Raw genomic sequence first — 21643 nt, forward strand, 5'->3', positions numbered from 1 at the left:
ATCCTTAACAGCCAGCGGCCTTGTCCAGATAGATCACGGAATCTTGTTGCAGTCCCTGCTCCTCATAGAGGTGGCAGGCGGTCTGTTGCCCGGGGCGGATCTCGGTCAATCTGGTGTACTCCTGACGGCAGCGATCGTGCACCTTGCCGCAGCGGGCCTGAAAACGGCAGCCGACCGGTACCTCCAGCAGGTTGAGCGGTGTGCCCGGGATCCCCTCCAGTACCTTCTTCGGCCCGTGCAGGGGCGGGAAGGAGTTGCCGAGCCCTCTGGTATAGGGGTGCAGCGGCGCGGTCAGGATCGCCTTGGAGGGGGCGACTTCCACCAGTTCACCGGCATACATGATGCCGATGCGATCGCAGAACTCCACCATCAGGGAGAGGTCGTGGGTGATGAACAGAATGGAGAAGTTGAACTTCTCTTTCAGGGCATAGACCTTCTGCAGGATCTCCCGCTGTACCACCACATCGAGCGCCGTGGTCGGCTCATCCATGATGAGCAGCTCGGGGTTGAGCGCCATGGCGATGGCAATCACCAGCCGCTGGCGCATGCCGCCGGAGAACTGGTGCGGGTAGTCCTTGAGCCGGCTCGGGTGGATATCGACGATGGTGAGCAGCTCCTGGGCGCGCTTGATCGCCTCGTAACGGGCCAGGCCGGGGTTGTGGGCCAGCAGCACGTCGCAGAACTGCTCCTCCATCCGCAGCACAGGGTTCAGGGCGTTCATGGCGGACTGGAACACCACCGACACCTGTTGCCAGCGATAGGAGCGCAGCCGCTCGTCGTTGTAATGGAGGATGTTCTCCTCCTTGAACAGGATCTCGCCACCGCTGATGTAGGCGGGCGGCTTGTGCAGCCGGGCCACCGAGAAGGCGACGGTGGATTTGCCGCAGCCTGACTCACCGGCGAGGCCGAAGATCTCGCCCTGTCTGATATCGAAGCTCACCGAGTTGACGGCGCGCACGTCGCCATTTTCGGTGATGTAGTCGACGCAAAGATTGCGTACTGACAGCAGGGGATGCTTGTTCATGCTGTCTTCTCCTGTGCTGTGGCAACCGGAGTGGTGACCGGCGCCGCGAGTTTCTTCCAGCGGCTCAGCCCTTTGTGGGAGCGCAGCTGCGGGTTGGCAATTTCGTCGATGGCGAAGTTGAGCAGGGCCAGACCGGCACCCAGAGTGGCGATGGCAAAGCAGGGAGCCAGGATCTCCCACCAGGCGCCGACCAGAATGGCACTGGAGGTCTGGGCGTTGTAGAGCATGATGCCCCAGCTCACCACGGTCGGGTCGCCAAGCCCCAGGAACTCCAGGGTCGCTTCGGTGACGATGGCGTAGATGATGGAGCCGATGAAGCTCACTCCGATGATGGAGATGAGGTTGGGCAGGATCTCCACCAGAATGATGCGCCAGGCCGGCTCGCCCAGCACTTCTGCGGCGATGACGAACTCCTTCTCGCGCAGGGCCAGGGTCTGGGCACGAATAACCCGCGCGCCATAGGCCCACGAGGTCAACCCTATTATCACGGCAATCACCGCCGGTGACGCCTCCCCGATAAAGCTTGCCAGCACCAGTAGCAAGGGGAGGTTGGGGATCACCAGCACCACGTTCATCAGGAAGGTGAGGCACTCATCCACCAGACCCCCGAAGTAACCGGCGGTGATGCCGATGGCGACGGCCAGGGTGCAGACCAGCAGGCCTGCGCTGAAGCCCACCAGCAGCGAGATACGGGCGCCGTTGGTGAACTGGGCCCAGATGTCGTGGCCCATGCGGGTTGAACCCATCACGAACTCGGCACTGGGCGGCTGATGCGGGCGAGCCACCCGTTTGGTCGGCTCGTTGCTGGCCAGAATGGGGGCAAAGAGGGCCATCAGTACGAAGGCAACCACGATGGCGAGGCCACAGGCAGCCTTCTTGTTGCCCAGCAGGATCTTGAGAATGGTCGGCATACGCATCTTATTTGCCTCCTGTACGCAGACGGGGATCCAGGAAGACGTAGAGCACGTCGGCCAGGAAGTTGAAGCTGAGCATGGTGATGGTCATGATGAGCAGCTGCCCCTGAATGAGCGGGTAGTCGCGGGCCAGAATGCCCTGATAGAGGGTCAGGCCCAGGCCGGGGTAGTTGAAGATCACCTCGGTGATGAGAGAGCCACCGATGACGAAACCGAGCGCCATGGAGAGGGCGGTGACGCTGGGCAGAATGGCGTTGCGTGCACCGTAGTTGAAGATCACCCGGTTGCTGGAGAGCCCCTTGGCCTTGGCCATGGTGATGTAATCCTCGCCCAGCAGGTTGATCATGTTGTTGCGCATGGTGATGAGAAAGCCCCCCACCTGTACCACGGCCAGGGTCAGCACCGGCATGATGGCGTGAGTCATGATGCTCTTGATGTGCTCCCAGCCCCAGTCAGCCTTGATCTCCGGGCTGTAGGCGTAGCCGATGGGCAGCCACTCGAGGCTGACTCCGAACAGGAACAGGGCGAGCAGGGAGACCACCACAGGCGGAATGGCCTGCATCACCAGGGTGAGCGGGGAGAGAATGCTGTCCATCCGGCCGCCGCGATACCAGGCGGCGAAGATGCCGACGATGGAACCGATGGAGAAGCTCAGGATGGTGGAGGTGCCGACCAGAAACAGGGTCCAGCCGATGGCACGGCCCAGCACGTCAGAGACCTGCTGCGGGTAGAAGCGCACCGAGGTGCCGAGATCCCAGGTGAAGACACTCTTCACATAGGTGAGAAACTGGGTGCCGATGGGGCCGTCGACAAAGCCGAAGGTGGCTTTGAGGGCTTCCAGGGCGGCGGGTTCCATCATGGCGCCAGCGCGGGCAAACATCACGGAGACAGGATCCCCTGGCATGGCACGGGGTAACAGGAAGTTGATGGTGGCGGCTACCAGAAAGGCAACCAGATAGAAGGAAAAGCGTCTCAGTATGAATCCCATGATAGTACCTTTTACTGCAAGTCTGCCCCGCGTCGGGTATAGCTACCCCAACCCCGGCGGTGCCGGGCAAGAAGGGGATTAACGGGGAAGATGGCCCCCCGCAGGGGGCCGGGATTGTTTAGCTGTTTGGCTTGAGGGACAACACGTGCAGCAGACGCTCAGGGGTGTCCGGGTGGAGCTGAGGTTTGGCTACCGGGTTATCAGCGCTGAACCAGCCGTTGAAGCGCTTGGTGCTGTACTCATACCAGGTCGGGTTGTTGAAGACCGGAATGATGGTCTGGTTGGCACCAACACGATCCTGGATGGCGAACATGATCTCCTTCTGCTTGGCCGCATCGGCGGTCTGGGTGAAGTCATCGATCAGCTTGTCGAGCTCGGGATCCTTGTAACGGGGTGCGGCGAAGCGGTTGCCGCGCTCACCCATGTTGCGGGAGTGGAATGCAGTCTCGAAGTACTTGTGCGGGTTGGCACCGGCAAAGTAACCCTGCAGGGCGACATCGAAGTCACCGGTGATCAGGTTCTCGGTCCAGACGGTTGCTTCCGGGGTGGCGGTCTTGGCGTTCAGGCCCAGTGCCTGCAGCCCTTCTACACCGATCTGTACTGTGTTGACCCAGTCGGTCCAGCCGTTCGGCACCAGTACCTTGAACTCGATCTTTTTGCAGCTCGGGGTGTCGAGGAACTTGTCGCCGTCACAATCCTTGTAGCCTGCCTCTTTCAGCAGAGCTTTGGCTCCTTCCAGATCGAACTTGTTGTACTTGCCGTACTTCTTGTCCACTTCCGGGTTGTTCCAGGAGTCAAAGGCTTTGCCCAGACCTGACGGGTACTCGTTGACGGTGGGGTAGCCGTAGCCCGCGATATCCACCATGGACTGGCGGTCCATCGCCATGGAGAAGGCGCGACGGAAGTTGATGTCGTTGAAGGCTTCGTGGTTGCCCGGGTTCTTGGTCTGGAAGTTGACGTTGAACGCCACGGTACCGGAGGCCGGGAACCAGTATTTGTTGTTCTTCGGATCGTTGCCGACGTAGAGGCGCTCGATATCCGGCACGAAGGAGCCGAACCAGTCGATGTCACCTTTCATGACAGCAGCCAGCACCTGGTCGTTGGTGGCCATCTGCGGCATGCGGATACAGTCGATAGCGAGGTTGGCGTTATCCCAGTAGTGCGGGTTGCGGCACTGGGTATAGAGCTGGGCGGAGAAGTTGTCCACTTCGGTGAAGGGGCCAGTACCAACCGGCTTGTCGTTGGTGAAGGCAACCGGATCTTTCACCGATTTCCACTGGTGCTCCGGCACGATAGGTACCAGCACCAGATCGTTCACCACGTTGGTGTTGACCTCGGTCAGGTCGAATTTGACCTTGTTCGGGGCCAGCTTCTCGACGCTCTTGATCTGGGTCCAGATTGAGCGCTCATCCAGCGCCTTGTTGGCCTTGACCAGATTGAAGGAGAAGATGATGTCATCGGCATCAAAGGCTTCGCCGTCAGACCACTTCACGCCGTCACGCAGATCGAAGGTGACGGATTTCAGGTCATCGCTGAACGCATAGTTGGTGGCCAGACGATAGACGGGTTTGCCCCCTTGCATATCGTTGAAGATCACCAGCGGTTCATAGATGAAGTGACGGGTGGTGTGCAGCAAGCCCGCTTGCAGGAAGGGGTTGAAGTTCTTGACCCAAGCGGTTTCCTGCTGTGCGACCATGGTCAGCACGGTTTTGTTTTCTGCGGCCATGGCGTTACCGGCGGCACCGGCAAGCATCATGGTTCCCAGCATTACAGCGGTAGAGATTTTGGATACTTTGGCAAGCATATGTTTTCCTTTCTTATTTTTTGGCATTCCCGAGGGTTCGCCTTGTTTTGTGTGAGCACCGGTTTCGCATGCTGATGAAATCGGCCCTCTGTGTTGGTCAGGTGTCTAACCTTTGTCGTTCTGTTTTCCAACGCCCTAAGCAAACCAGAATTAACAGGAAAACAACAACTATTGATTTCGTTGTTTTCGTAAAAATTGACGGTGTTACGTCAATCTCGTCAAAATGCTTTTTTATCTGTTTAGAATCATTGGTTTGCGTTATTTGCTCTCGCGTAAAAAGTGGCTGTGAAAATGGCGTATATGACAAATTTGTGAATTGGATCTGCTCTCGGTTTCGGAGTTGTGCGGGGCTTTGTTTTGCGCAAAAAGAAACCAGATTGCCAATTGTGATCCGGCGCCCGTTTAGGGCGCCGTGTCACGGCTTGCGGTTGGCGAGTTGACGCAGGGTCTGGGCGCTGTGCTGCAACTGCTGGCGCTGGTGGTCATTGAGCGGGCAGTGGCCCAGCACATACTCGGTGGTGGCCACGACCGTCTTCCAGCGTGGCGACTTGGGCAGGGTGTCCAGACTCAGGTATTTGTCGAGGGTGCGGGTCTGCGGGCTGGATCTGTCCATATAGACCCGCCACAGCTTGCTCTTCTCTGCCAGCACAATTTTGCCCTTGCCGGTCCCCTGCTGCCAGGCATCCAGGGTGAGCTGCATGGTCTCTACCAGCGCCCGGCGCAGCGGCTCGTCATCCTGCTGGCGAATGAGGTCGTCGGCCAGCGAACGGAACTCGCCACCCAGGCGGCTCAGCTCGCCCAGCAGCTGTTCATCTTCGATGATGGCTTGCCGCGAGAGGTTCTTGAGGGCGTTCTCCAGCGCCATTACCCGGTTCTCATCCTGACGCAGCTCGGTACTCAGAGTGAGGGCGAAAGCAGCCTGTCCTCCGAGCGCGATGGGCAAGGCACGGGCGTTGAGCACGTCCTTCTGCCCGGCCACCAGAAACTCCAGATTGTGTTCCCGTTCGCTGGCAAGGTCGGGCCACTGATGTTGCAGCGGGGTGGCGAGCCACTCATTGAGGGGCTGCCCCTCCATGGCTTCCGGCTCCTGTCCCAGCAGGCGCGCCAGCACCCGCGAGGCAAACAGCACTGTGCCCTGCTCGTCGATAAAGATCATGGGGTCGGCCCCTTCGCCGAGCAGGGCCAGCAGCCGCTGCTGATCCTGATGCAGCCGCTCCTGCAGGGTGAGGCGATGTTCGATCTCCTGCTTCAATAGCCGGTTCTCTACCAGCGAGGCGCGTCCGGCCTTGGCTTCCAGCAGTGCCTTGACCCGGGCAAACAGCTCCTCCTTGCAGAAGGGTTTGACCAGATAGTCGTTGGCACCGGCCCCGAAGCCCTCCTCGATATCCTTGGGTTGGTTAAGGGCGGTGAGCAGCAGCACCGGCAGCATATCTTTCGGGTGCTGCTGGCGCAGGCGGCGGCAGACGTCAAAACCGGAAAGGGTCGGCATCATCACATCGAGCAGGATGAGGTCCACCGGCTCTTCGGCCAGCTTGGCCAGCGCATCGTGGCCGTCACTGCTGGGCAGGATGCGGTAGCCGCAGGGCTGCAGCAGATGGCGCAGGATGTGCAGGTTGATGGGCTCGTCATCCACCACCAGAATGAGCGGCGCATCCTCGGGGGGAGGGGGCAGATCGTCGCTCTCCCAGTCCGGCAGGATCAGCGGTTGCTGGCGCACCAGCTGATGCTCGATCTGGCGGCTGTCGAGGGTCAGATTGGCCGCTTTGCCGGTGGCAAGGGGCAGGGTAAAGGCGAAGGTAGAGCCAACGCTCGGCTCGCTCTCGACAAACAGCTCGCCCCCCATCAGGTGCACCAGCTGGCGGGTGATGGAGAGGCCAAGGCCGGCCCCCTGCTTGCTCACCTCCGGGCTCATCTGCACCAGCGGCTCGAAGATGTGCTCCAGATGATCGGGGGCGATGCCGATGCCGGTGTCGGTGACCTTGATGCGCAGGAAGTTGTTCTCGACGATGGCACTGAGCACCACCTTGCCCTGCGGCGTGTACTTGATGGCGTTACCCACCAGGTTGTAGAGCACCTGTTCGAGCCGCTGCTCGTCGGCCAGCACCGGCGGCAGTTCGGCCGGGCTGATATCCACCAGAGTGAGGGGTTTGGCCTGCACCAGATGCTGGCAAAGATCCAGCACCAGCCGGATAACCCCCTTGGATGAGACGGGCTGGGAGTGGATCTCCAGCTGGCCGTAGCGCATCTGGTGGTAGTCCAGCAGATCGTCCACCAGACGGGCCAGGCCGTCGGCGCTCTTGATGATGAGCCCGAGCTGCTTTTGCTGCCCTTCGGTCAAATCCTGCTGGCTGGCGAGCATGGACTCGGCCATTCCCTTGATACCGTGAATGGGGGTGCGCAGCTCGTGGGAGGTGTTGGCCAGCAGTTCATCCTTGAGCTTGTCCGCCTGCTGCAGGCTGAGGTTCTGCCTGTGGGTCAGCTTGACCTGCTGTTGCAGCTCCTGGGTCTGCTGTTCGATCAGTTCGATCTTGTCCTTCACCGAGCGCTGCATATGGCGAAACGCCTCGGCCAGCCGGTCGATATCATCGCCGGTGCGCTCGATGGCGATGGGGTGATCCAGCGCGCCGTCGGCCACCTGCTCGGCGGCTTCGGTCAGCGATCGCAGCGGCGCCGTGATGGAGTGGGAGAGCCAGCGGGAGAAGAGGATCAGCAGCAGTACCGAGCCCGCTCCCAGCACAATCACCAGGGTTTCCAGCTGGCGGATCGGGGCATAGGCTTCCCGGGTAGAGATCTCGGCGATAAAGGCCCACTCGGTATCGAACACCTTCACCTGGGTGTAGGCGGCCAGCACCTCGTCATCCTGATAGGAGTGGAACAGCCCGACCCCCTGCTCGCCGGAGAGCGTCTTGGTGATGAGGGGCGTTTGCAGTGGACGGAAGTTGGGGCTGAAGCTGTTCTCTACGCTGAACTCCGGTGCCAGCCAGGCATCGGCGCGCATCCGCTTGTCAGGGCCGATCAGGATGGTCTCGCCGGTCTCGCCCAGCCCCTCCCGCTCCGCCATGATCTGGTTGAGCTTGTCCGGCAGCAGCTCGAAAATCACCACACCGCGCACATAGTCGTACTGCATCACGGGGGCGGCCATGTAGGCGACCACCTGCCCGGTCAGCTCGTTGCGGCCAAAATCGGTGAATTCGAAGATCTGCTGCGGCTTCTGGCCGCCATCGAGGCGCCGCTTGATCTTGGCAAAGGTCTGGCCCAGACCGCTTGACTGATAGGGGCCGGAGAGCAGATTGGTGGCAAAGTTAGGGTGCTTGGTGACCGAATAGACCACATCGCCGTTGAGGTCCACCAGAAAGATGTCGCTGTAGTTGGACTTGCGCACCATGTCGGCATAGCCGCGATGAAAGCGCTGGTGCACCCGGCCATACATCTCGTCGGCGAGGATAAGCGCCGTGATGGAGGGTTCGATCTCTACTTGGCTGTCCGGTTTGCGCAGTTGATCCCAGGAGCCGGGCAGATAGCGGGCCTGGGCGCGGCTGCGGGCCTCCTGCGGCGTGGTACCCAGCTTCTCGAAGGCGCCGGTAAAGCCATAGAAACGGCCGATACTGTTGCCGGCAAAATCCTGCTGGGAGAAGTTGATGATCTGCTCTTTGAGGTTGTTGAAGTAATCCTCGAGCTGACTCTTTTTGATATTACGAACGGAGACCAGATGGTTGGAGGTCTGGGTGGTGAGATCCTTGCCGTGGCTGTATAGGAAGAAGAGGGTGACGACCAAAAAGGGCACCATGCCCAACATGAAAAAAGCCAGCATTAACTGCGGCCTGAGCCCACGAAGCGTGAAGATCCATTTCATCTTGTGATTTTCAATTGAGAATCCGGTTATTAAGCCGCTCAAGTCTCGAACGAAAGCGTAATCATTTCAACGACTTTATCCCAAATTCGCTTGGTGGGTCACAGCTGGCTGGAGAAAAATGCAGCAAGGCGTTTAAACCCTGAGCAAACAGTTTGCATCAGGGCTTAAATTGCGAAAAAGGGGTTGTGCTGGCGCTCGTGGTACGTATAATGCGCCTCGTTGTCAGGCAACTGGCACGAAAGCAGTAACGCGGGAATAGCTCAGTTGGTAGAGCACGACCTTGCCAAGGTCGGGGTCGCGAGTTCGAGTCTCGTTTCCCGCTCCAATTTTCCATCACACCAACGATGGAACTCACTTTCAAGACTATCAGTCTTGTCAGCATGGCGCGTTAGCAAAGCGGTTATGCAGCGGATTGCAAATCCGTTTAGTCCGGTTCGACTCCGGAACGTGCCTCCATCTTTTCTCTGTTTATCTCAATCATCACTCTTCGAGTCTGAGCCTCGGTCAGTATCCTTGCTGTACCAGTAACTGTTCGCAGCCAGCCTGTTTCCACTCGCGCTCGAGATAGTGGCTCACATCCGCCATGTTTTGCCCCCGATATTGAAACTGCACCTCGGCACTGTGCTGGTTGAGATCCGCAATCCGTTGCTTCAGTGTGCCGCATTGCCACAGGCTGACGGTGGGCACGCCCCGTTCGGCCAGCACAATGGCATCTTCCCGATTCAGTTGCCACTCCTCCAGTTGTGCCCGTGTCAGGGCAACCATCAGCACCAGCAGTGCCACTTCCGGCAGTTTCATGCGTGTCTCCCTACTGCATGTTTTTCCCCTGATAACTGTGGCAAAGCGCACGATTTTCGCAAGTTTGTTAACTGTTGGTTAATGACGTAACCCGTTTTCAGTATTTCCCGTTTTTCACCATTTTTTTATAAAAAAATGCGTTGGTGATGTAGTAATCCTACATGGAGTGGGGTAATCTTTGCTCAGTGGTCTTACCAGTAAGGAGTTACATCATGTTTCATCCCTTTTCCCTGACTCAGATTATTCTTCGTCGCATTTATGTATTGCTGGTGGGCATTCTGGCTTTCCCCGTGATGCTGTTTCGCAGCGATCGCGCCCGCTTCTACAGCTATCTGCACCGGATCTGGAACAAAACCAGTACCAAACCTGTCTGGCTCAAAATGAGCGAGCGTGGCGAGCGGATCTTCTACTAATCCGCAATGTGATTTCGATGAAAAAGACAGCTTCGGCTGTCTTTTTTTATATGTTTAAAAACACATAGTTAATTATGTGCTCTGCTATTATCCGCATTCCGGTTACATGGTCGGCATCGATAGTTCCTGTGTCGTGCAGATTTGCCGAGCAGGTCCACTTCCCTTTGCCCCCCCTCTCTCGACGTGCTCTGTGATGCAAGGAGATGCGATGATCATTCGTCAGGCAAGGACCGCGGATATTCCCGCGCTGGTGGCTCTGCGCATGCAGCTGTTTTGCGAGGTGGGTGAGCTGGCGACGCCGCAGGCTGACCCGGCCTTGTGGCAGGCAACGGTTGACTACTTTACCCGGGCGATGAGTGAAGAGGGGGCTTTATCCTGGCTGGCCGAGGCCGATAAGCAGGAGGGCGGCAAGCAGATCGTGGCTGCGGGAACGCTGGCGCTGTTTGTGCGGCCACCCTATCCCGGCAATCTGGCTGGAGTGGAGGGGTATCTGCTCAATATGTATACGCAGCCGCAATGGCGTCGGCAGGGGATCGCCACGGCGCTGCTCGACACCATTGCAGCCTTCGCCATAGCGCGTCAGCTGGGCAAGGTGTGGCTCCATGCCAGCGAGCAGGGGCGCCCTATCTATGAGCGGATCGGCTTTGTTGCCAATCCGGCATATCTGGAGTGGGATCTGGCACCTTAATCGATGGGACCCCGTTATCCCTCTGCTTTCTCGTCTAAAGTTCATGCAGATGTGATGTAGTTGTAAACAGGTAACAGAGGGGCAGGGCAAGATGTTCAACTTCAAACTCAAAGCGGAATTACAAGCGTGTCAAATGCAGTTGGCCCAGGCCCAGGCATTTATTGATGCAGTAAAAGTCGGTGTCGCTACCATCAGTTTCACACCAGGTGGCGAGATCCTCGAGGCGAACCCGCTGTTTCTGAGTGTGGTGGGCTATAGCGAGCAGGAGGTGATTGGTAAACACCACCGGCTCTTTTGTGATGCCCACTACGCCCAGTCATCCTCCTACGCCCAGTTTTGGGAACAGTTGCGTCAGGGGCATTCCCACAGTGGCATCTACCAGCGCATTGACAAACATGGCAGGGAGTTGTGGCTGGAGGCTACCTACTTCCCGGTCAAGGTTGAGGGCAAGGTGGTCAGGGTCGTCAAGATAGCCTCCGATATCACCGAGAGTTATCAGCAGTTGAGTCGTCAGAAAGCGATCATCTCGGCACTCGATCGGGCGCTCGCCATTATCGAGTTCACCCCCAAGGGGGAGATTGTGACGGCCAATCAGAATTTCCTCTCCTGCGTCGGTTACTCCCTTTCTCAGCTCAAGGGGCAGCATCACAGGCTGTTTTGCGATGAGAGCTTCTATCGCGAGCAACCCCACTTCTGGGACGATCTGGCCCACGGCCAGCTCAAGTCGGGGTTGTTCAGTCGCCGTGACAGCCACGGCAACGAGATCTGGCTGGAGGCTACCTACAACCCCATCAAGGATGAGAGCGGCAAGGTGGTCAAGGTGATCAAGTTTGCCAGTGAGGTGACAGAGCGGATCAAGCGCGCCCAGGCAGTGAGCGAGGCGGCCAACATAGCCCAGACCATTTCGCAGGAGACCACCCGCTTTGCTGCGACAGGTTCTGAACTGTTGACCGCATCGGTCACTATTTCCAGCGCCATTTCCGAACAGGTGAGTCGCACTTCCGGCCTGATTGGCCAGCTCAATGAGCAGTCGAAAAGCATTGAAGCCATCGTCTCGACCATCAGTAGTATTGCCGAGCAGACCAATCTGCTGGCCCTTAACGCAGCCATCGAGGCCGCCCGGGCTGGCGATCAGGGGCGCGGCTTTGCGGTGGTGGCCGACGAGGTACGTCAGCTGGCTGCGCGCACCTCCCTCTCGACCGGCGAGATCGCCAGCGTGGTTCAGAAAAACCGCGAACTGACGGCCCAGATCACCGGCAACATCAATGAGGTGGCCACCAGTGCCCAGCGTGGCAAGGAGCAGATCGGCGAGGTGAGTGGCGTGATGTCACAGATCGAGCAGGGCGCCATCAATGTGACCGAGACAGTCTCCAATCTGGCCATCGGCTCCTGACGGTTATTGGTTGTTGAACGAGGCGCCGAATGGATGATTATTCCATCGGCGCTTATTTATTGCTCACTTGGTACGCCAATCTGAACTCTTCCTGTATCACCCCGCCATTGTGAATTGTCCTCTTCTGGCCCCTTGATTTAGGCTTGCCGCCTCATTTACTTCAGAGCAGGAACAGAACACGATGGCATTACAACAGAAGGGGCGGGCAATGGCCCTGCTGGTTATGGTCGCGAGCATGGGTCTGGGCGGCTGTATGGGGCAGATGGGGCTTTCCGGCATGGTCACCAAGGGCAACCTGAGCGTGGTGGATAACCGCTACGGTCGTGCCGGGGTTTTTATGCTACTCTCCCCTGTCTACGGTCTGGCCGCGACCGCTGACCTGTTTGTGTTCAATACCATCGAGTTCTGGTCTGGCAAGAACCCCATCACCGGCAAATCTCCGGCTGTGGTGGACATGAAAGCCAATCCGGTGATCAAGGTGAACCAGCATCTGGATCCGGCCCTCAAGAAGGTGCCGCTGGCCATGCTGCCACAAGGGGTGCGCGAGGTGGAGATCAGCTACCCGGACGAGCATACCGCCCAGATGGAGGTGCACTATCTGGATGGTCGCCGCAGCATGATGCGTGGCGAGAAGCGTGGCGAGTTGATGGATATCTACTTCGATGGCCGCTTTGTCTCTACCCTGAGCCGTGCGGAGCTGGAAGAGCGGGCTAATCAGGGCAAGGCTGCTGCCTAAATTCAACTGAATCCAGATCGATCCAGCTTCAGATGGGGTATACCTAATCTGCTGGCAAAATCGCCATGATGTCTAAGGGAGTAGTCTATGACGGTGAATGGATTGCGATTGGCGGAGTTGATTGGTTCCCTCAGTCATGCGCTCGATATGACTGAGGGGCAACCAAGAGGACACTGCATTCGCTGCTGCTGGATAGGTTCCCGTCTGGGAGAGCGGCTGGGACTGGACGCCCGGCTGCGCCATGATCTCTACTACACGCTCCTGCTTAAGGATCTTGGGTGCAGCAGCAATGCTGCCCGTATCTGCGAGCTCTATCTCACCGACGATCTTCACTTCAAACGCGATTTCAAACTGGTGGATGGCTCCCTCTCCGAGGTAGTCAACTTTGTGCTGGGCCACACCGGCTTGCAGGCGGATCTGCTGGGACGTTTTCGCAGCCTGTTTCATATCTTTCGCAACGGTGACCAGATTGCCAACGAACTGATCCAGACCCGCTGTCATCGGGGGGCGGATATTGCTCGCCAGCTGCGTTTCAGTGACGAGGTGGCCGATGGCATCCTCTCCCTTGATGAACACTGGAATGGCAAAGGTCGGCCCCTGCAACTGGCTGGCGAGGCGATCCCGCTCTTCTCGCGCATTGCCCTGCTCTGTCAGGTGGTGGATGTGTTTCACGCAGCCGCAGGCCCGGATGCGGCGCTCAAGGAGCTGCGCGAGCGCAGCGGCAGCTGGTTTGATCCGGCACTGGTTCGCGAATTTGAAGCGCTGGCCGACGAGGAGTTCTGGCAAGGGCTGGCCGATCCCCGGTTGACCGAGTGGGTGCTGGTCCAACCGGCCGGACAGGGGGAGGTAGCGCTGGATGAAGATTATCTGGACGAAATCGCGGCTGCCTTCGGGCAGGTGGTGGACTCCAAAAGTCCCTACACTGCGGGTCACAGCGGCAGGGTGGCGCTCTATACCGATATTCTTGCCACCCAGATGGGGTTGTCCGAGTCGCGTCGACGCTGGCTCAAGCGGGGCGCCTTGCTCCATGACGTGGGCAAGCTCGGGGTGAGCAACGCCATTCTCGACAAGCCGGGCAAACTCGATGCACAGGAGTGGGCGGCGGTGCAGATGCATGCCGCCTACACCGAGGAGATCCTGAGCCGTATCGGTGTCTTCGAGGAGCTGGCGAAAGTGGCGGGCGCCCACCATGAGCGGCTCGATGGCAAAGGCTACCCCAAGGGGCTGAAAGGGGACGAGATTACCCTTGAGACGCGCATCATCACCACAGCCGACATCTTCGATGCCATCACCGCCAAGCGCCCCTATCGCGGCGCCATCCCTGTGCCGCAGGCGCTGGAGATGATGGCGGAGAATCTGGGCACCGCAATAGACCCTGACTGTTTTGCCGCCCTGCAGGCGGGTATTCAGGATTTCTCCCTCTACCTCACCACCGAGCAGCCGCTGGCCAATGCCAGTTAAGAGTTACTGATCAACGGCCCAAGCGGCCAGTCAGATAGCAAAACGCCCCGCCACTGCGGGGCGTTTTGCATTGGGCCTAGTCGGGCTGCTTGCGATGGGGCGGGGTGAGGATCAGACCCAGCAGGCGGCGCAGGTGAGTCAGCTGCTCGGTCAGCTGGACGTTGAGCCAGAGGTAGCCATTGATGGCCGCCTCGGTATTGGGGGGGAGCGATACCTGGGTTGCCAGCTCGTGCAGGCGGGCGATGGCGGCATCCGCGCCACGCCCGTCACCGGTTTGCATCATCAGGGCAAGCTGGTTGATCGCCTCCTCGGTGGCCAGATGGCAGGCTTGCAGCGCAGCCGTGCTCTGCATCAGGAAGTGGCTCTCCCGATCGTTCCAGTAGGTGTTGGCCAGCATCTCCAGAGTGCAGAGGGTATTGCGCATGGTGACCTGCACCGCATCAAACAGGGCGACGCTGTGGCGTGTCTCCTTGGCCGCAGGGGCCAGCAGGGCCCGCAGTTTGCCGGTCTGTGCCAGCAGCTGGGAGAGATTGTGCTTGAGGCGCGGGCGCTCCAGCACATTGGGGGAGAGGTGAGTGTGATAGAGCCGCCCCGACTGCTGCAGGATCTGGTGCAGTTGCAGCCGCCAGTGGCTGTAGGCCCGCTGGGGGTAGATGCTGCAAAAGAGCAGCGCCAGCAGGGAGCCCAGGATCACGTCGGCACTGCGCCACAGCGCCGTCTCTATATCCCCCGGCATGGCCCCCATGGTGACTCCCAGCGTGATGCCGATCAGCAGCCCCACATAGGGGCGCTTGCCGAGGGCCAGATAGCCGCAGAGAAACATGATGCACCCGCACCAGATCAGGGTGAGCGGTAGCGAGTAGATCTCGAGATAGAGCGCCACCACCCCGCAACTGGCGCCGAAGATGGTGCCCACCACCCGCTGCAGGGCGCGGGAGAGCACATTGCCCCAAAACGAGATGGGGCCCATCACCACCACCAAGGTTATCAGCGGCCAGGTGCTCTCCGGCAGTTTCAGCTCGCGGGTCAGCAGAAAGGTGAGCATAAAGGCGAGCGCAATGCGCAGGCCATGGACGATCCGGTAGCGGCCATAGACCAGCAGATCGAGTCGGGAGAGGGGGGCATCAAGACGCACGGTCTGCCTCCTGTCAGTTGGGTGACGGGGCGCCGTGCATCCGGCCGACGCCCCGTCGGGATTTAGGCCAGTCGTCCCTGCAGGGGGTGGATCCAGACCCGCTCGCCAACGGCGATCCCGGGTTGATCCGGTACGATTTCGATCAGGCAGTTGGCATCGGCCATGGAGCTGAGAATGCCCGAGCCCTGTGGCCCTGTGGTGCGCACCCGCAGCTGTCCGTTACGGTCCTGATGGAAGATGCCGCGCAGAAACTCGGTGCGCCCCGGGCGGCTCTTCATCTTCTCGTCCGCCAGTGCCGAGAGGCGCAGCGGCTGCCACCGCTTGCCTTGCAAGCGGGCGATGGCGGGCTCGACAAACTGCAGCACGCAGATCATCGCCGCCACCGGATTGCCCGGCAGGCCGAAGAAGGGGGTCTGCCCCAGCTTGCCAAAGGCGAGCGGGCGGCCCGGGCGCATCTGGATGCGCCAGAAATCGATCTGGCCGAGCTCTGCCAGCACCAGCTTGATAAAGTCGGCGTTGCCTACCGAGACCCCGCCGGAGCTCAGCACCAGATCGGCGCTGGCGGCGGCCTGCTCCAGCTGCTGGCGCAGGATGGTTTTGTCATCGGGAATGATGCCAAGGTCCATCACCTCACAACCGGCGGCGCGGATAAGGGCCATCAGGGTGAAGCGGTTGCTGTCGAAGATATGGCCGGGGGCGAGCTGCTCGCCCGGCGCCTGCACCTCGTCACCGGTACTGAACAGCGCCACTTTCAGCGGGGTGCGCACGCAGAGCGATGCCTGACCGAGTGATGCCGCCAGCCCCAGCTGGGGGGCACCAAGCCAGGTCCCGGCCGGGATGGCGATCGCACCTTTGGCGAGATCTTCCCCGGTGAGGCGCACATTCTGCCCTGCGCGGATCGGTGCGGTGACCGTGACCCACTCACCTTCAATCAGCGTCTCTTCACGCATCACCACGGTATCGACCCCGGGGGGCAGCGGGGCACCGGTCATGATCTGCACCGCCTGACCGGCCAGCACAGGCTCGCGGCGCTGCTGGCCCGCCAGCACTTCCCCCACCAGCTGCCAGCGACCGGTGGCGAGATCGTCGCTACGAAGGCCAATGCCGTCCATCGCCGAGTTGGCGTGGGGGGGCACATTGATGGGGCTTATCAGATCGGCGGCCAGCACGGCGCCGTGGCACTGGGCCAGCGGTTTGTCGCTGCAGGCCGTGCTCGGGGTGAGGGCCGCCAGAATGGCGTTGCGGGCCGCTTCGACCGAGAGAAAGCCCTTGCCCGCCTCAGGCTCCTTGCTCTGGCAGCCGTCAAGCCAGCGGCAGACGAAGTCGGCGATAGCCGCCAGATCGTTGATATCGAGTTGCGGCAGGGTGGTCTCTGCGGGCTGATCGCTGGCTAGCGCGATGATGTCGCTGTCTTCGGGGAAGAGCAGCGGCTTGCCAATCTCGGCGCGGTGCAGCTCGATTTTCGGGAAGTGCTCGTGCTTGAACCCCTCGACCAAGAGCAGGTCGAGCTCTGTCTGATCGAAGCTGGCCAGCAGCTGGCGAAAATCGGCTTCGGCCAGCTCGGTTTCAATGATGCGAGCATGACGGCGGCGGGAAGCCACCATCATCTGCTGGGCACCCGCCTTGCGCAGGCGATAGCTGTCCTTGCCCGGCTGGTCGATATCAAAGTCGTGGTGGGCGTGCTTGAGCACCCCAATGCGCAGGCCGCGATCCACCAGCAGGGGGATCAACTGCTCCAGCAAGGTGGTCTTGCCGGTGCCGCTCCAGGCGGCGAAGCCGAGCAGGGGAAGAGTGGGGGCCGGGGTCATGAGGTGACTCCTTGTTGGGGGTCGATAGCCGAGGCAAGCAGACGGGCCTCGTAGGCGGCCAGCTCGTCCGGGCTATTGAGATTGATAAAGGCATCCGGCTGATCGGCAAAGCTCACCACCGCCATGTTGTGGCGGGCAAACCAGATATCGATTTTGCGCTCTCCCTCTGCCAGCGCAGCGGTGAGGGAGGGGAGCAGGGATTTGTGCAGCAGGGCCACCACGGGTTGCAGCCAGTCGCCATCATGGGCCACTACCAGCTCGGTATCCGGGGTCAGGGCGGCGCGAAAGCGGCTCATCAGATCCAGCGGCAGGGCGGGGCCATCGCAGGGGACAAACAGCACCCAGTCGTGACGGGCGGCAGCAAGACCTGCCTGCATGCCCGCCAGCGGGCCGAGATAGTCGTTGTTGTCATCGCTGATGACCGGTGCCAGCGCCTGATAGCGGGCCTGACTGCGGTTGGCGTTGATCAGCACCTCATCTACTTGGGGGCGCAGGCGCGCCAAAACATGGTCGATAAGAGGGCGTCCCGCCAGTGCTACCCATCCCTTGTCTTCGCCCCCCATCCGGGTGGCGCGGCCTCCTGCCAGGATCACTGCTGATACGGCAACGGGATCAGAGTGGCTGTCGCTTTTTGAAGTCATGTCGCTCGATGATTTTTAAAGGGGTCGTCTCTTGCAGCTGGCCACGGGCGAGGGTCCATTGCCGCTCGCACAGGTCGGTCAGGGCGTTGCTCTGGTGGCTGATGACGACCAGGCCGCTGCCATGTTCCCGCAGATCTTGCGCCAATGCGGCCATCAGGGCAACCGAATGTGTGTCGAGATTGGCGGTGGGCTCATCCATCAGCAGAAAGGCCGGTTGCAGCGCCCAGGCGCGGGCCATCGCCAGCCGTTGCCGTTCGCCACCAGAGAGGATGCTGATGTGCTCCCGCGCCAGCCCTTCCAGCTCGACCCGGCGCAGCGCCTCGAACACCCGGATCTCGCTGCCGAGTTGTTTATCGAGCGCCCAGGCCACGTTGTCGTGCACCGTGCGATCGAACAGATAGGGGGTCTGGTGCAGATAGGTGACCCGGCCCGGCCCCAGATCCCGCTTGAGCAGCCGGTTGAGCCGCTGTTGCCAGCGCCCCGGCAGATTGGTGTGACCGCGGGTGGGTGCCAGCAGCCCCGCCAGGATTTTGAGCAGAGTGGTCTTGCCCACCCCGTTGGCTCCATGCAGCCAGATGGCATCCCCCGGGGCGATGGCGAGCCGGTCAATCTCGAACAGCTGGCGCTCGCCAAAGCGCATCGTCAGCTGGTGGGCGGTCAGGGCCATGGGGTACTCCTGTTGATACACAGTGGGGGCATGGTCAGTTCTTCAGATAGCTGTGGCCGCGACAGGCCGTCAGCAGCAGGTTGAGCAAGAGGGCGAGGGTGAGCAGCACTATGCCGAGCGCCACCCCCTGGGTGAAGGCCCCTTTCTGGGTCTCCAACGCGATGGCGGTGGGGATATTGCGGGTAAAGTGCAGGATATTGCCCCCCACCATCATGGAGCAGCCCACCTCGGTGACGATGCGGCTGAAGGCGCCGATGATGGCGGCCAGCAGGCCAAAGCGGCACTCGTGCATCAGGCCGATCAGCGCCTTGGGCCAGGAGACCCCCAGGGTCAGGGCGGTCTCCCAGGCACGCCGGTCACTCTGGACAAAGGCGGCGTGAGCCATGGTAGCTATGACCGGAAAGGCGATCAGCATCTGCCCCACCACCATCGCTTGCTGGGTAAAGAGCAGCTTCCAGTCACCGAAAGGGCCGGCCCGCGACAGCAGCATATAGAGCAAGAGGCCAATCACCACAGTCGGCACCGATTGCAGGGTATTGATGCAGGAGAGCCAGAGCCAGCGGCCGGGCAGCGGCAGATAGGCCAGGGCAAAGCCCAGCAGCAAGGCGGGCAGCAACACCAGCAGCAGGGCGATGCAGGAGACGGAGAAGGAGACCCCCACCACCTGCCACAGTTCTGTGTCACCACTGAACAGCAGGGCGAGGGCTGCTAATGTCGTGTCGATCAATGTCGGCATCAGACCTCTCTCTCATCGTGCAGGGCGAGGGCCGTCAATACGGTCGTGTCGAGCAGGGCCGGCATCAGGCGCCTCCCTCAGTGAACCGGGGGAGGGCCATCAAGGTCATCGCAGGGGTCAGCGTTGCCATTATTTCCCGTTGGCATCCGCTACAAACAGCGCCTGACCGGCTACCTTGAAGTCGCCGATCAGCTTCTGGCCATGCTCGGAGATCAGCCAGTTTTTCAGGGTGCGCGCCCCTTCAGTGTTGAGATCCGGGTAGCGCTTGGGGTTGACCAGGATCACCTGATAGGGGTTGAACAGGCGCTTGTCACCCTCCAGCAGTACGGCGAGATCCAGCTTGCTCTGGTAGGCGAGCCAGGTGCCGCGGTCGGTGAGGGTGTAGGCACCCAGCTCGGAGGCCATGGTCAGGGTCGGGCCCATCCCCTGGCCGATGGATTTGTAGCCGGCAAACTCGGGTTTGACGTCAGCGGCTTGCCACAGGGTCTTCTCCTTGATGTGGGTACCGGACTCGTCACCGCGGGAGATAAAGGTCTGGCCCTGCTCCTTGATGGCTTGCAGCCCCTTGGCCGCGTCGTGCAATTTGGCCAGACCCGCCGGGTCGTTGGCCGGGCCGACGATAACGAAGTCGTTGTACATCAGGTGCACCGGCTCGATGCCAAAGCCTGCGTCGACAAACTTCTTCTCGGCAGAGGGGGCGTGGGTCATCACCAGATCCGCGTCGCCGTTCTCACCCATCTTCAGGCTCTGGCCGGTACCGGCCGCCATTACCTGCACCGGATAACCAGTCTCCTTGGTGAACTGGGGCAGCAGCCAGCCCAGCAGACCGGACTGCTCGGTGCTGGTGGTGGTGGCGAGGCGGATCGGCGCTTTTGTGGCATTAGTATCAGCTTCGGCGTGGGCCGCACCGGCGATCAGCAGGCTGGTGGCGAGGGAGAGGGCAAAACGTTTGAGGCTGGTTTTTATCGTCATCGTGATGCAACTTTTTTCAGGGTGGCTGAGGAGAGGGCAAGAGTAAGCAAGCAGGGTGCCAAACCGTTCCTGTGCCGCTGTATTCACGGTTTGCCGTTTAAAAACAGAAGCTTATTAGAATCAATTAGGTGAGCTTGTTATCGCTTTTAATAATTGGTGTTGGTGCTTTTGATACGGTAAGGACAAAATGTCCCACTAAGGTTCCGGTTATCGGGACATTCACCGACCGTACGTGCATCCGAGGTACTTTTTTCCATGACACTCCCTCCCAGCCGCTGGTCTGCCCTCTCTCTGCTTATCGTTGACGATGAGCCCGGCATGCGCAGCTTTCTGGCCAAGGCGCTGGCCAAGCGTTTTGCCCAGATTGAGACTGCCGCCAGCGTGGAGGAGGCGGAAGCCCTGCGCTGCCGCCTTCACTTCGACCTTATCATCGCCGACATCCGGTTGCCGGGGCGCTCCGGCATCGAATGGCACGAGGCCATCGACCCGGCCACTCGCCGCAGCGACATCATCTTCATGACCGGTTTTGGCGATATGGAGACCGCCCTCAAGGCGCTGCGCCTCGGCGCCAGCGACTTTATCCTCAAGCCCTTCAACCTCGATCAGATGGTGCAGGCGGTGGACAGAGTCATCGAGCGCCGCCAGATGGAGCGGGAGAACCTGCTGCTGCGCCGGGAGGTGAGCAAGCTGTTCCCGCCCACCCTGATTGGCGACAGTGCCAAGACCCGCGAGCTCAAGACGCTCATCGCCAGAGTAGCCCCCTCCAATGCCGCCGTATTGGTGGAGGGGGAGTCCGGCACCGGCAAGGAGTTGGTGGCTCGCGCCCTGCATCAACTCTCCGGCCGTATGGGGGCCTTTGTGCCCCTCAACTGTGCCTCCATCGCGCCGGAGCTGCTGGAAAGCGAGCTGTTCGGCCATGTGCAGGGGGCCTTTACCGGCGCCCGCAAGGGGCGTGACGGCCTGTTCCGGGTCGCCCATCAGGGCACCCTGTTTCTCGACGAGATCGGCGAAATGCCGCTAGCCATGCAGGCTTCCCTGTTGCGGGCGCTGGAGCAGAAGGCCATCCGCCCGGTGGGGGCTGAGCGTGAATTGGCGGTGGATGTGCGCATCGTCGCCGCCACCAACCGCAACCTCAAGGCCGAGGTGGAGGCGGGCCGCTTTCGCGAAGATCTCTTCTATCGCCTCAACGTGGTGGCGCTGCCGGTGGCCCCGTTGCGCGAACGCATCGACGATATCCCCGCGCTGGTGCACCACTTTACCCGCCAGCTCACCGCCGAGATGGGGATGGGTTCCTTGAGCTGGACCCACGAGGATGTGGTGGCGATGCAGGCTTACCCCTGGCCCGGCAACGTGCGGGAGCTGCGCAACCTCATCGAACGCTGCCTGCTGCTGGGCAAGCCCCCGGCGGATTACTGGCAGAGCAGCAAGCCCGCCGAACCGGGCACGAGCGAGGAGGGCTACCCGCTGGCGTGGCCGCTGGCGGAGGTGGAAAAAGCCCACATCCTGCAAGTAGTGGCGAGCCATGATGGCAACAAGTCGGCCGCCTCCCGGGTGCTCGGGGTGGCCCGCAAGACGCTGGATCGCAAATTCAAGGAGTGGGCCATCGAATGAG

18 protein-coding genes and 2 tRNA genes are annotated in these 21643 nt (G+C 60.6%); 8 read left to right on the top strand and 12 right to left on the bottom strand.

Features of this window, described 5'->3' with window-relative positions; translation table 11 throughout:
- Positions 1-4 precede the first annotated feature (4 nt).
- The 5 genes from G5171_RS19365 to G5171_RS19385 all read right to left on the bottom strand — a co-directional run bounded on the left by G5171_RS19365 (position 5) and on the right by G5171_RS19385 (position 8583).
- On the bottom strand, positions 5-1024 hold the full coding sequence (locus G5171_RS19365; RefSeq protein WP_421260619.1) for an ABC transporter ATP-binding protein: 1020 nt from the start codon (positions 1022-1024) through the stop codon (positions 5-7).
- The gene (locus G5171_RS19370) at positions 1021-1941 is read right to left on the bottom strand and encodes an ABC transporter permease (RefSeq protein ID WP_005347708.1); all 921 of its coding nucleotides are present in this window, start codon (positions 1939-1941) and stop codon (positions 1021-1023) included. Before G5171_RS19370 ends, G5171_RS19365 begins: the two co-directional genes overlap by 4 nt.
- A gap of 1 nt (position 1942) precedes the next feature.
- Complete coding sequence (locus G5171_RS19375) at positions 1943-2926, bottom strand: ABC transporter permease (protein ID WP_005353818.1); 984 nt, start codon at positions 2924-2926, stop codon at positions 1943-1945.
- Positions 2927-3044: 118 nt separating this feature from the next.
- Positions 3045-4730 (bottom strand): ABC transporter substrate-binding protein, encoded by a 1686-nt coding sequence (locus G5171_RS19380; RefSeq protein ID WP_005347706.1) that lies wholly within the window; start codon positions 4728-4730, stop codon positions 3045-3047.
- A 415-nt stretch (positions 4731-5145) separates the two neighbouring features.
- Positions 5146-8583, bottom strand: a complete 3438-nt coding sequence (locus tag G5171_RS19385; RefSeq protein ID WP_421250496.1) for an ATP-binding protein — start codon at positions 8581-8583, stop codon at positions 5146-5148.
- A gap of 249 nt (positions 8584-8832) precedes the next feature.
- On the opposite strand from G5171_RS19385, the gene G5171_RS19390 reads away from it, so the two are divergent.
- Both G5171_RS19390 and G5171_RS19395 read left to right on the top strand, forming a co-directional pair.
- Positions 8833-8908, top strand: a tRNA-Gly gene (locus G5171_RS19390).
- A 57-nt stretch (positions 8909-8965) separates the two neighbouring features.
- Positions 8966-9039 (top strand) — tRNA-Cys (locus G5171_RS19395).
- Positions 9040-9087: 48 nt separating this feature from the next.
- Here G5171_RS19395 and G5171_RS19400 read toward each other — a convergent pair.
- On the bottom strand, positions 9088-9381 hold the full coding sequence (locus tag G5171_RS19400) for a hypothetical protein (protein WP_005347702.1): 294 nt from the start codon (positions 9379-9381) through the stop codon (positions 9088-9090).
- Positions 9382-9593: 212 nt separating this feature from the next.
- On the opposite strand from G5171_RS19400, the gene G5171_RS19405 reads away from it, so the two are divergent.
- From G5171_RS19405 to G5171_RS19425, 5 genes are all read left to right on the top strand, one after another.
- On the top strand, positions 9594-9794 hold the full coding sequence (locus tag G5171_RS19405; RefSeq protein ID WP_005334863.1) for a YbfA family protein: 201 nt from the start codon (positions 9594-9596) through the stop codon (positions 9792-9794).
- A 208-nt stretch (positions 9795-10002) separates the two neighbouring features.
- Positions 10003-10482, top strand: coding sequence for a GNAT family N-acetyltransferase (locus tag G5171_RS19410; RefSeq protein ID WP_421250495.1), 480 nt, complete (start codon positions 10003-10005; stop codon positions 10480-10482).
- A gap of 91 nt (positions 10483-10573) precedes the next feature.
- A complete protein-coding gene (locus tag G5171_RS19415; RefSeq protein ID WP_421250494.1) occupies positions 10574-11875 on the top strand; it encodes a methyl-accepting chemotaxis protein in 1302 nt (433 codons plus the stop codon).
- Between the two features lie 181 nt (positions 11876-12056).
- A complete protein-coding gene (locus G5171_RS19420; RefSeq protein WP_201973811.1) occupies positions 12057-12611 on the top strand; it encodes a DUF3332 domain-containing protein in 555 nt (184 codons plus the stop codon).
- Between the two features lie 87 nt (positions 12612-12698).
- Positions 12699-14072 carry an HD-GYP domain-containing protein gene (locus G5171_RS19425; RefSeq protein ID WP_337072390.1) on the top strand — a complete coding sequence of 458 codons (1374 nt, stop codon included), beginning with the start codon at positions 12699-12701 and terminating at the stop codon, positions 14070-14072.
- Positions 14073-14148: 76 nt separating this feature from the next.
- On the opposite strand, the gene G5171_RS19430 is transcribed toward G5171_RS19425, so the two are convergent.
- The 6 genes from G5171_RS19430 to G5171_RS19455 form a co-directional block, all read right to left on the bottom strand.
- Positions 14149-15207, bottom strand: a complete 1059-nt coding sequence (locus G5171_RS19430; RefSeq protein WP_421260620.1) for an FUSC family protein — start codon at positions 15205-15207, stop codon at positions 14149-14151.
- 62 nt (positions 15208-15269) lie between these two features.
- Positions 15270-17015: a bifunctional molybdopterin-guanine dinucleotide biosynthesis adaptor protein MobB/molybdopterin molybdotransferase MoeA gene (locus G5171_RS19435; RefSeq protein ID WP_421260621.1), complete on the bottom strand. Its 1746-nt coding sequence runs from the start codon at positions 17013-17015 to the stop codon at positions 15270-15272.
- Entirely contained in the window at positions 17012-17656 is a 645-nt protein-coding gene (gene mobA / locus G5171_RS19440; RefSeq protein ID WP_421260622.1) for a molybdenum cofactor guanylyltransferase MobA, read from the bottom strand. The genes G5171_RS19435 and mobA overlap by 4 nt, the downstream gene beginning before the upstream one ends.
- The gene (locus G5171_RS19445) at positions 17628-18323 is read right to left on the bottom strand and encodes an energy-coupling factor ABC transporter ATP-binding protein (RefSeq protein ID WP_005362120.1); all 696 of its coding nucleotides are present in this window, start codon (positions 18321-18323) and stop codon (positions 17628-17630) included. Before G5171_RS19445 ends, mobA begins: the two co-directional genes overlap by 29 nt.
- Before the next feature lie 34 nt (positions 18324-18357).
- Entirely contained in the window at positions 18358-19059 is a 702-nt protein-coding gene (locus G5171_RS19450; RefSeq protein ID WP_019446238.1) for an ABC transporter permease, read from the bottom strand.
- A 129-nt stretch (positions 19060-19188) separates the two neighbouring features.
- Entirely contained in the window at positions 19189-20031 is an 843-nt protein-coding gene (locus G5171_RS19455) for a substrate-binding domain-containing protein (RefSeq protein WP_421255841.1), read from the bottom strand.
- A gap of 255 nt (positions 20032-20286) precedes the next feature.
- On the opposite strand from G5171_RS19455, the gene G5171_RS19460 reads away from it, so the two are divergent.
- Positions 20287-21642 carry a sigma-54-dependent transcriptional regulator gene (locus tag G5171_RS19460; protein ID WP_064339669.1) on the top strand — a complete coding sequence of 452 codons (1356 nt, stop codon included), beginning with the start codon at positions 20287-20289 and terminating at the stop codon, positions 21640-21642.
- Position 21643: the final 1 nt, after the last annotated feature.

The sequence above is a fragment of the Aeromonas sp. 600774 genome, assembly GCF_049175075.1.
Classification (GTDB): Bacteria; Pseudomonadota; Gammaproteobacteria; order Enterobacterales; family Aeromonadaceae; genus Aeromonas; species Aeromonas veronii_A.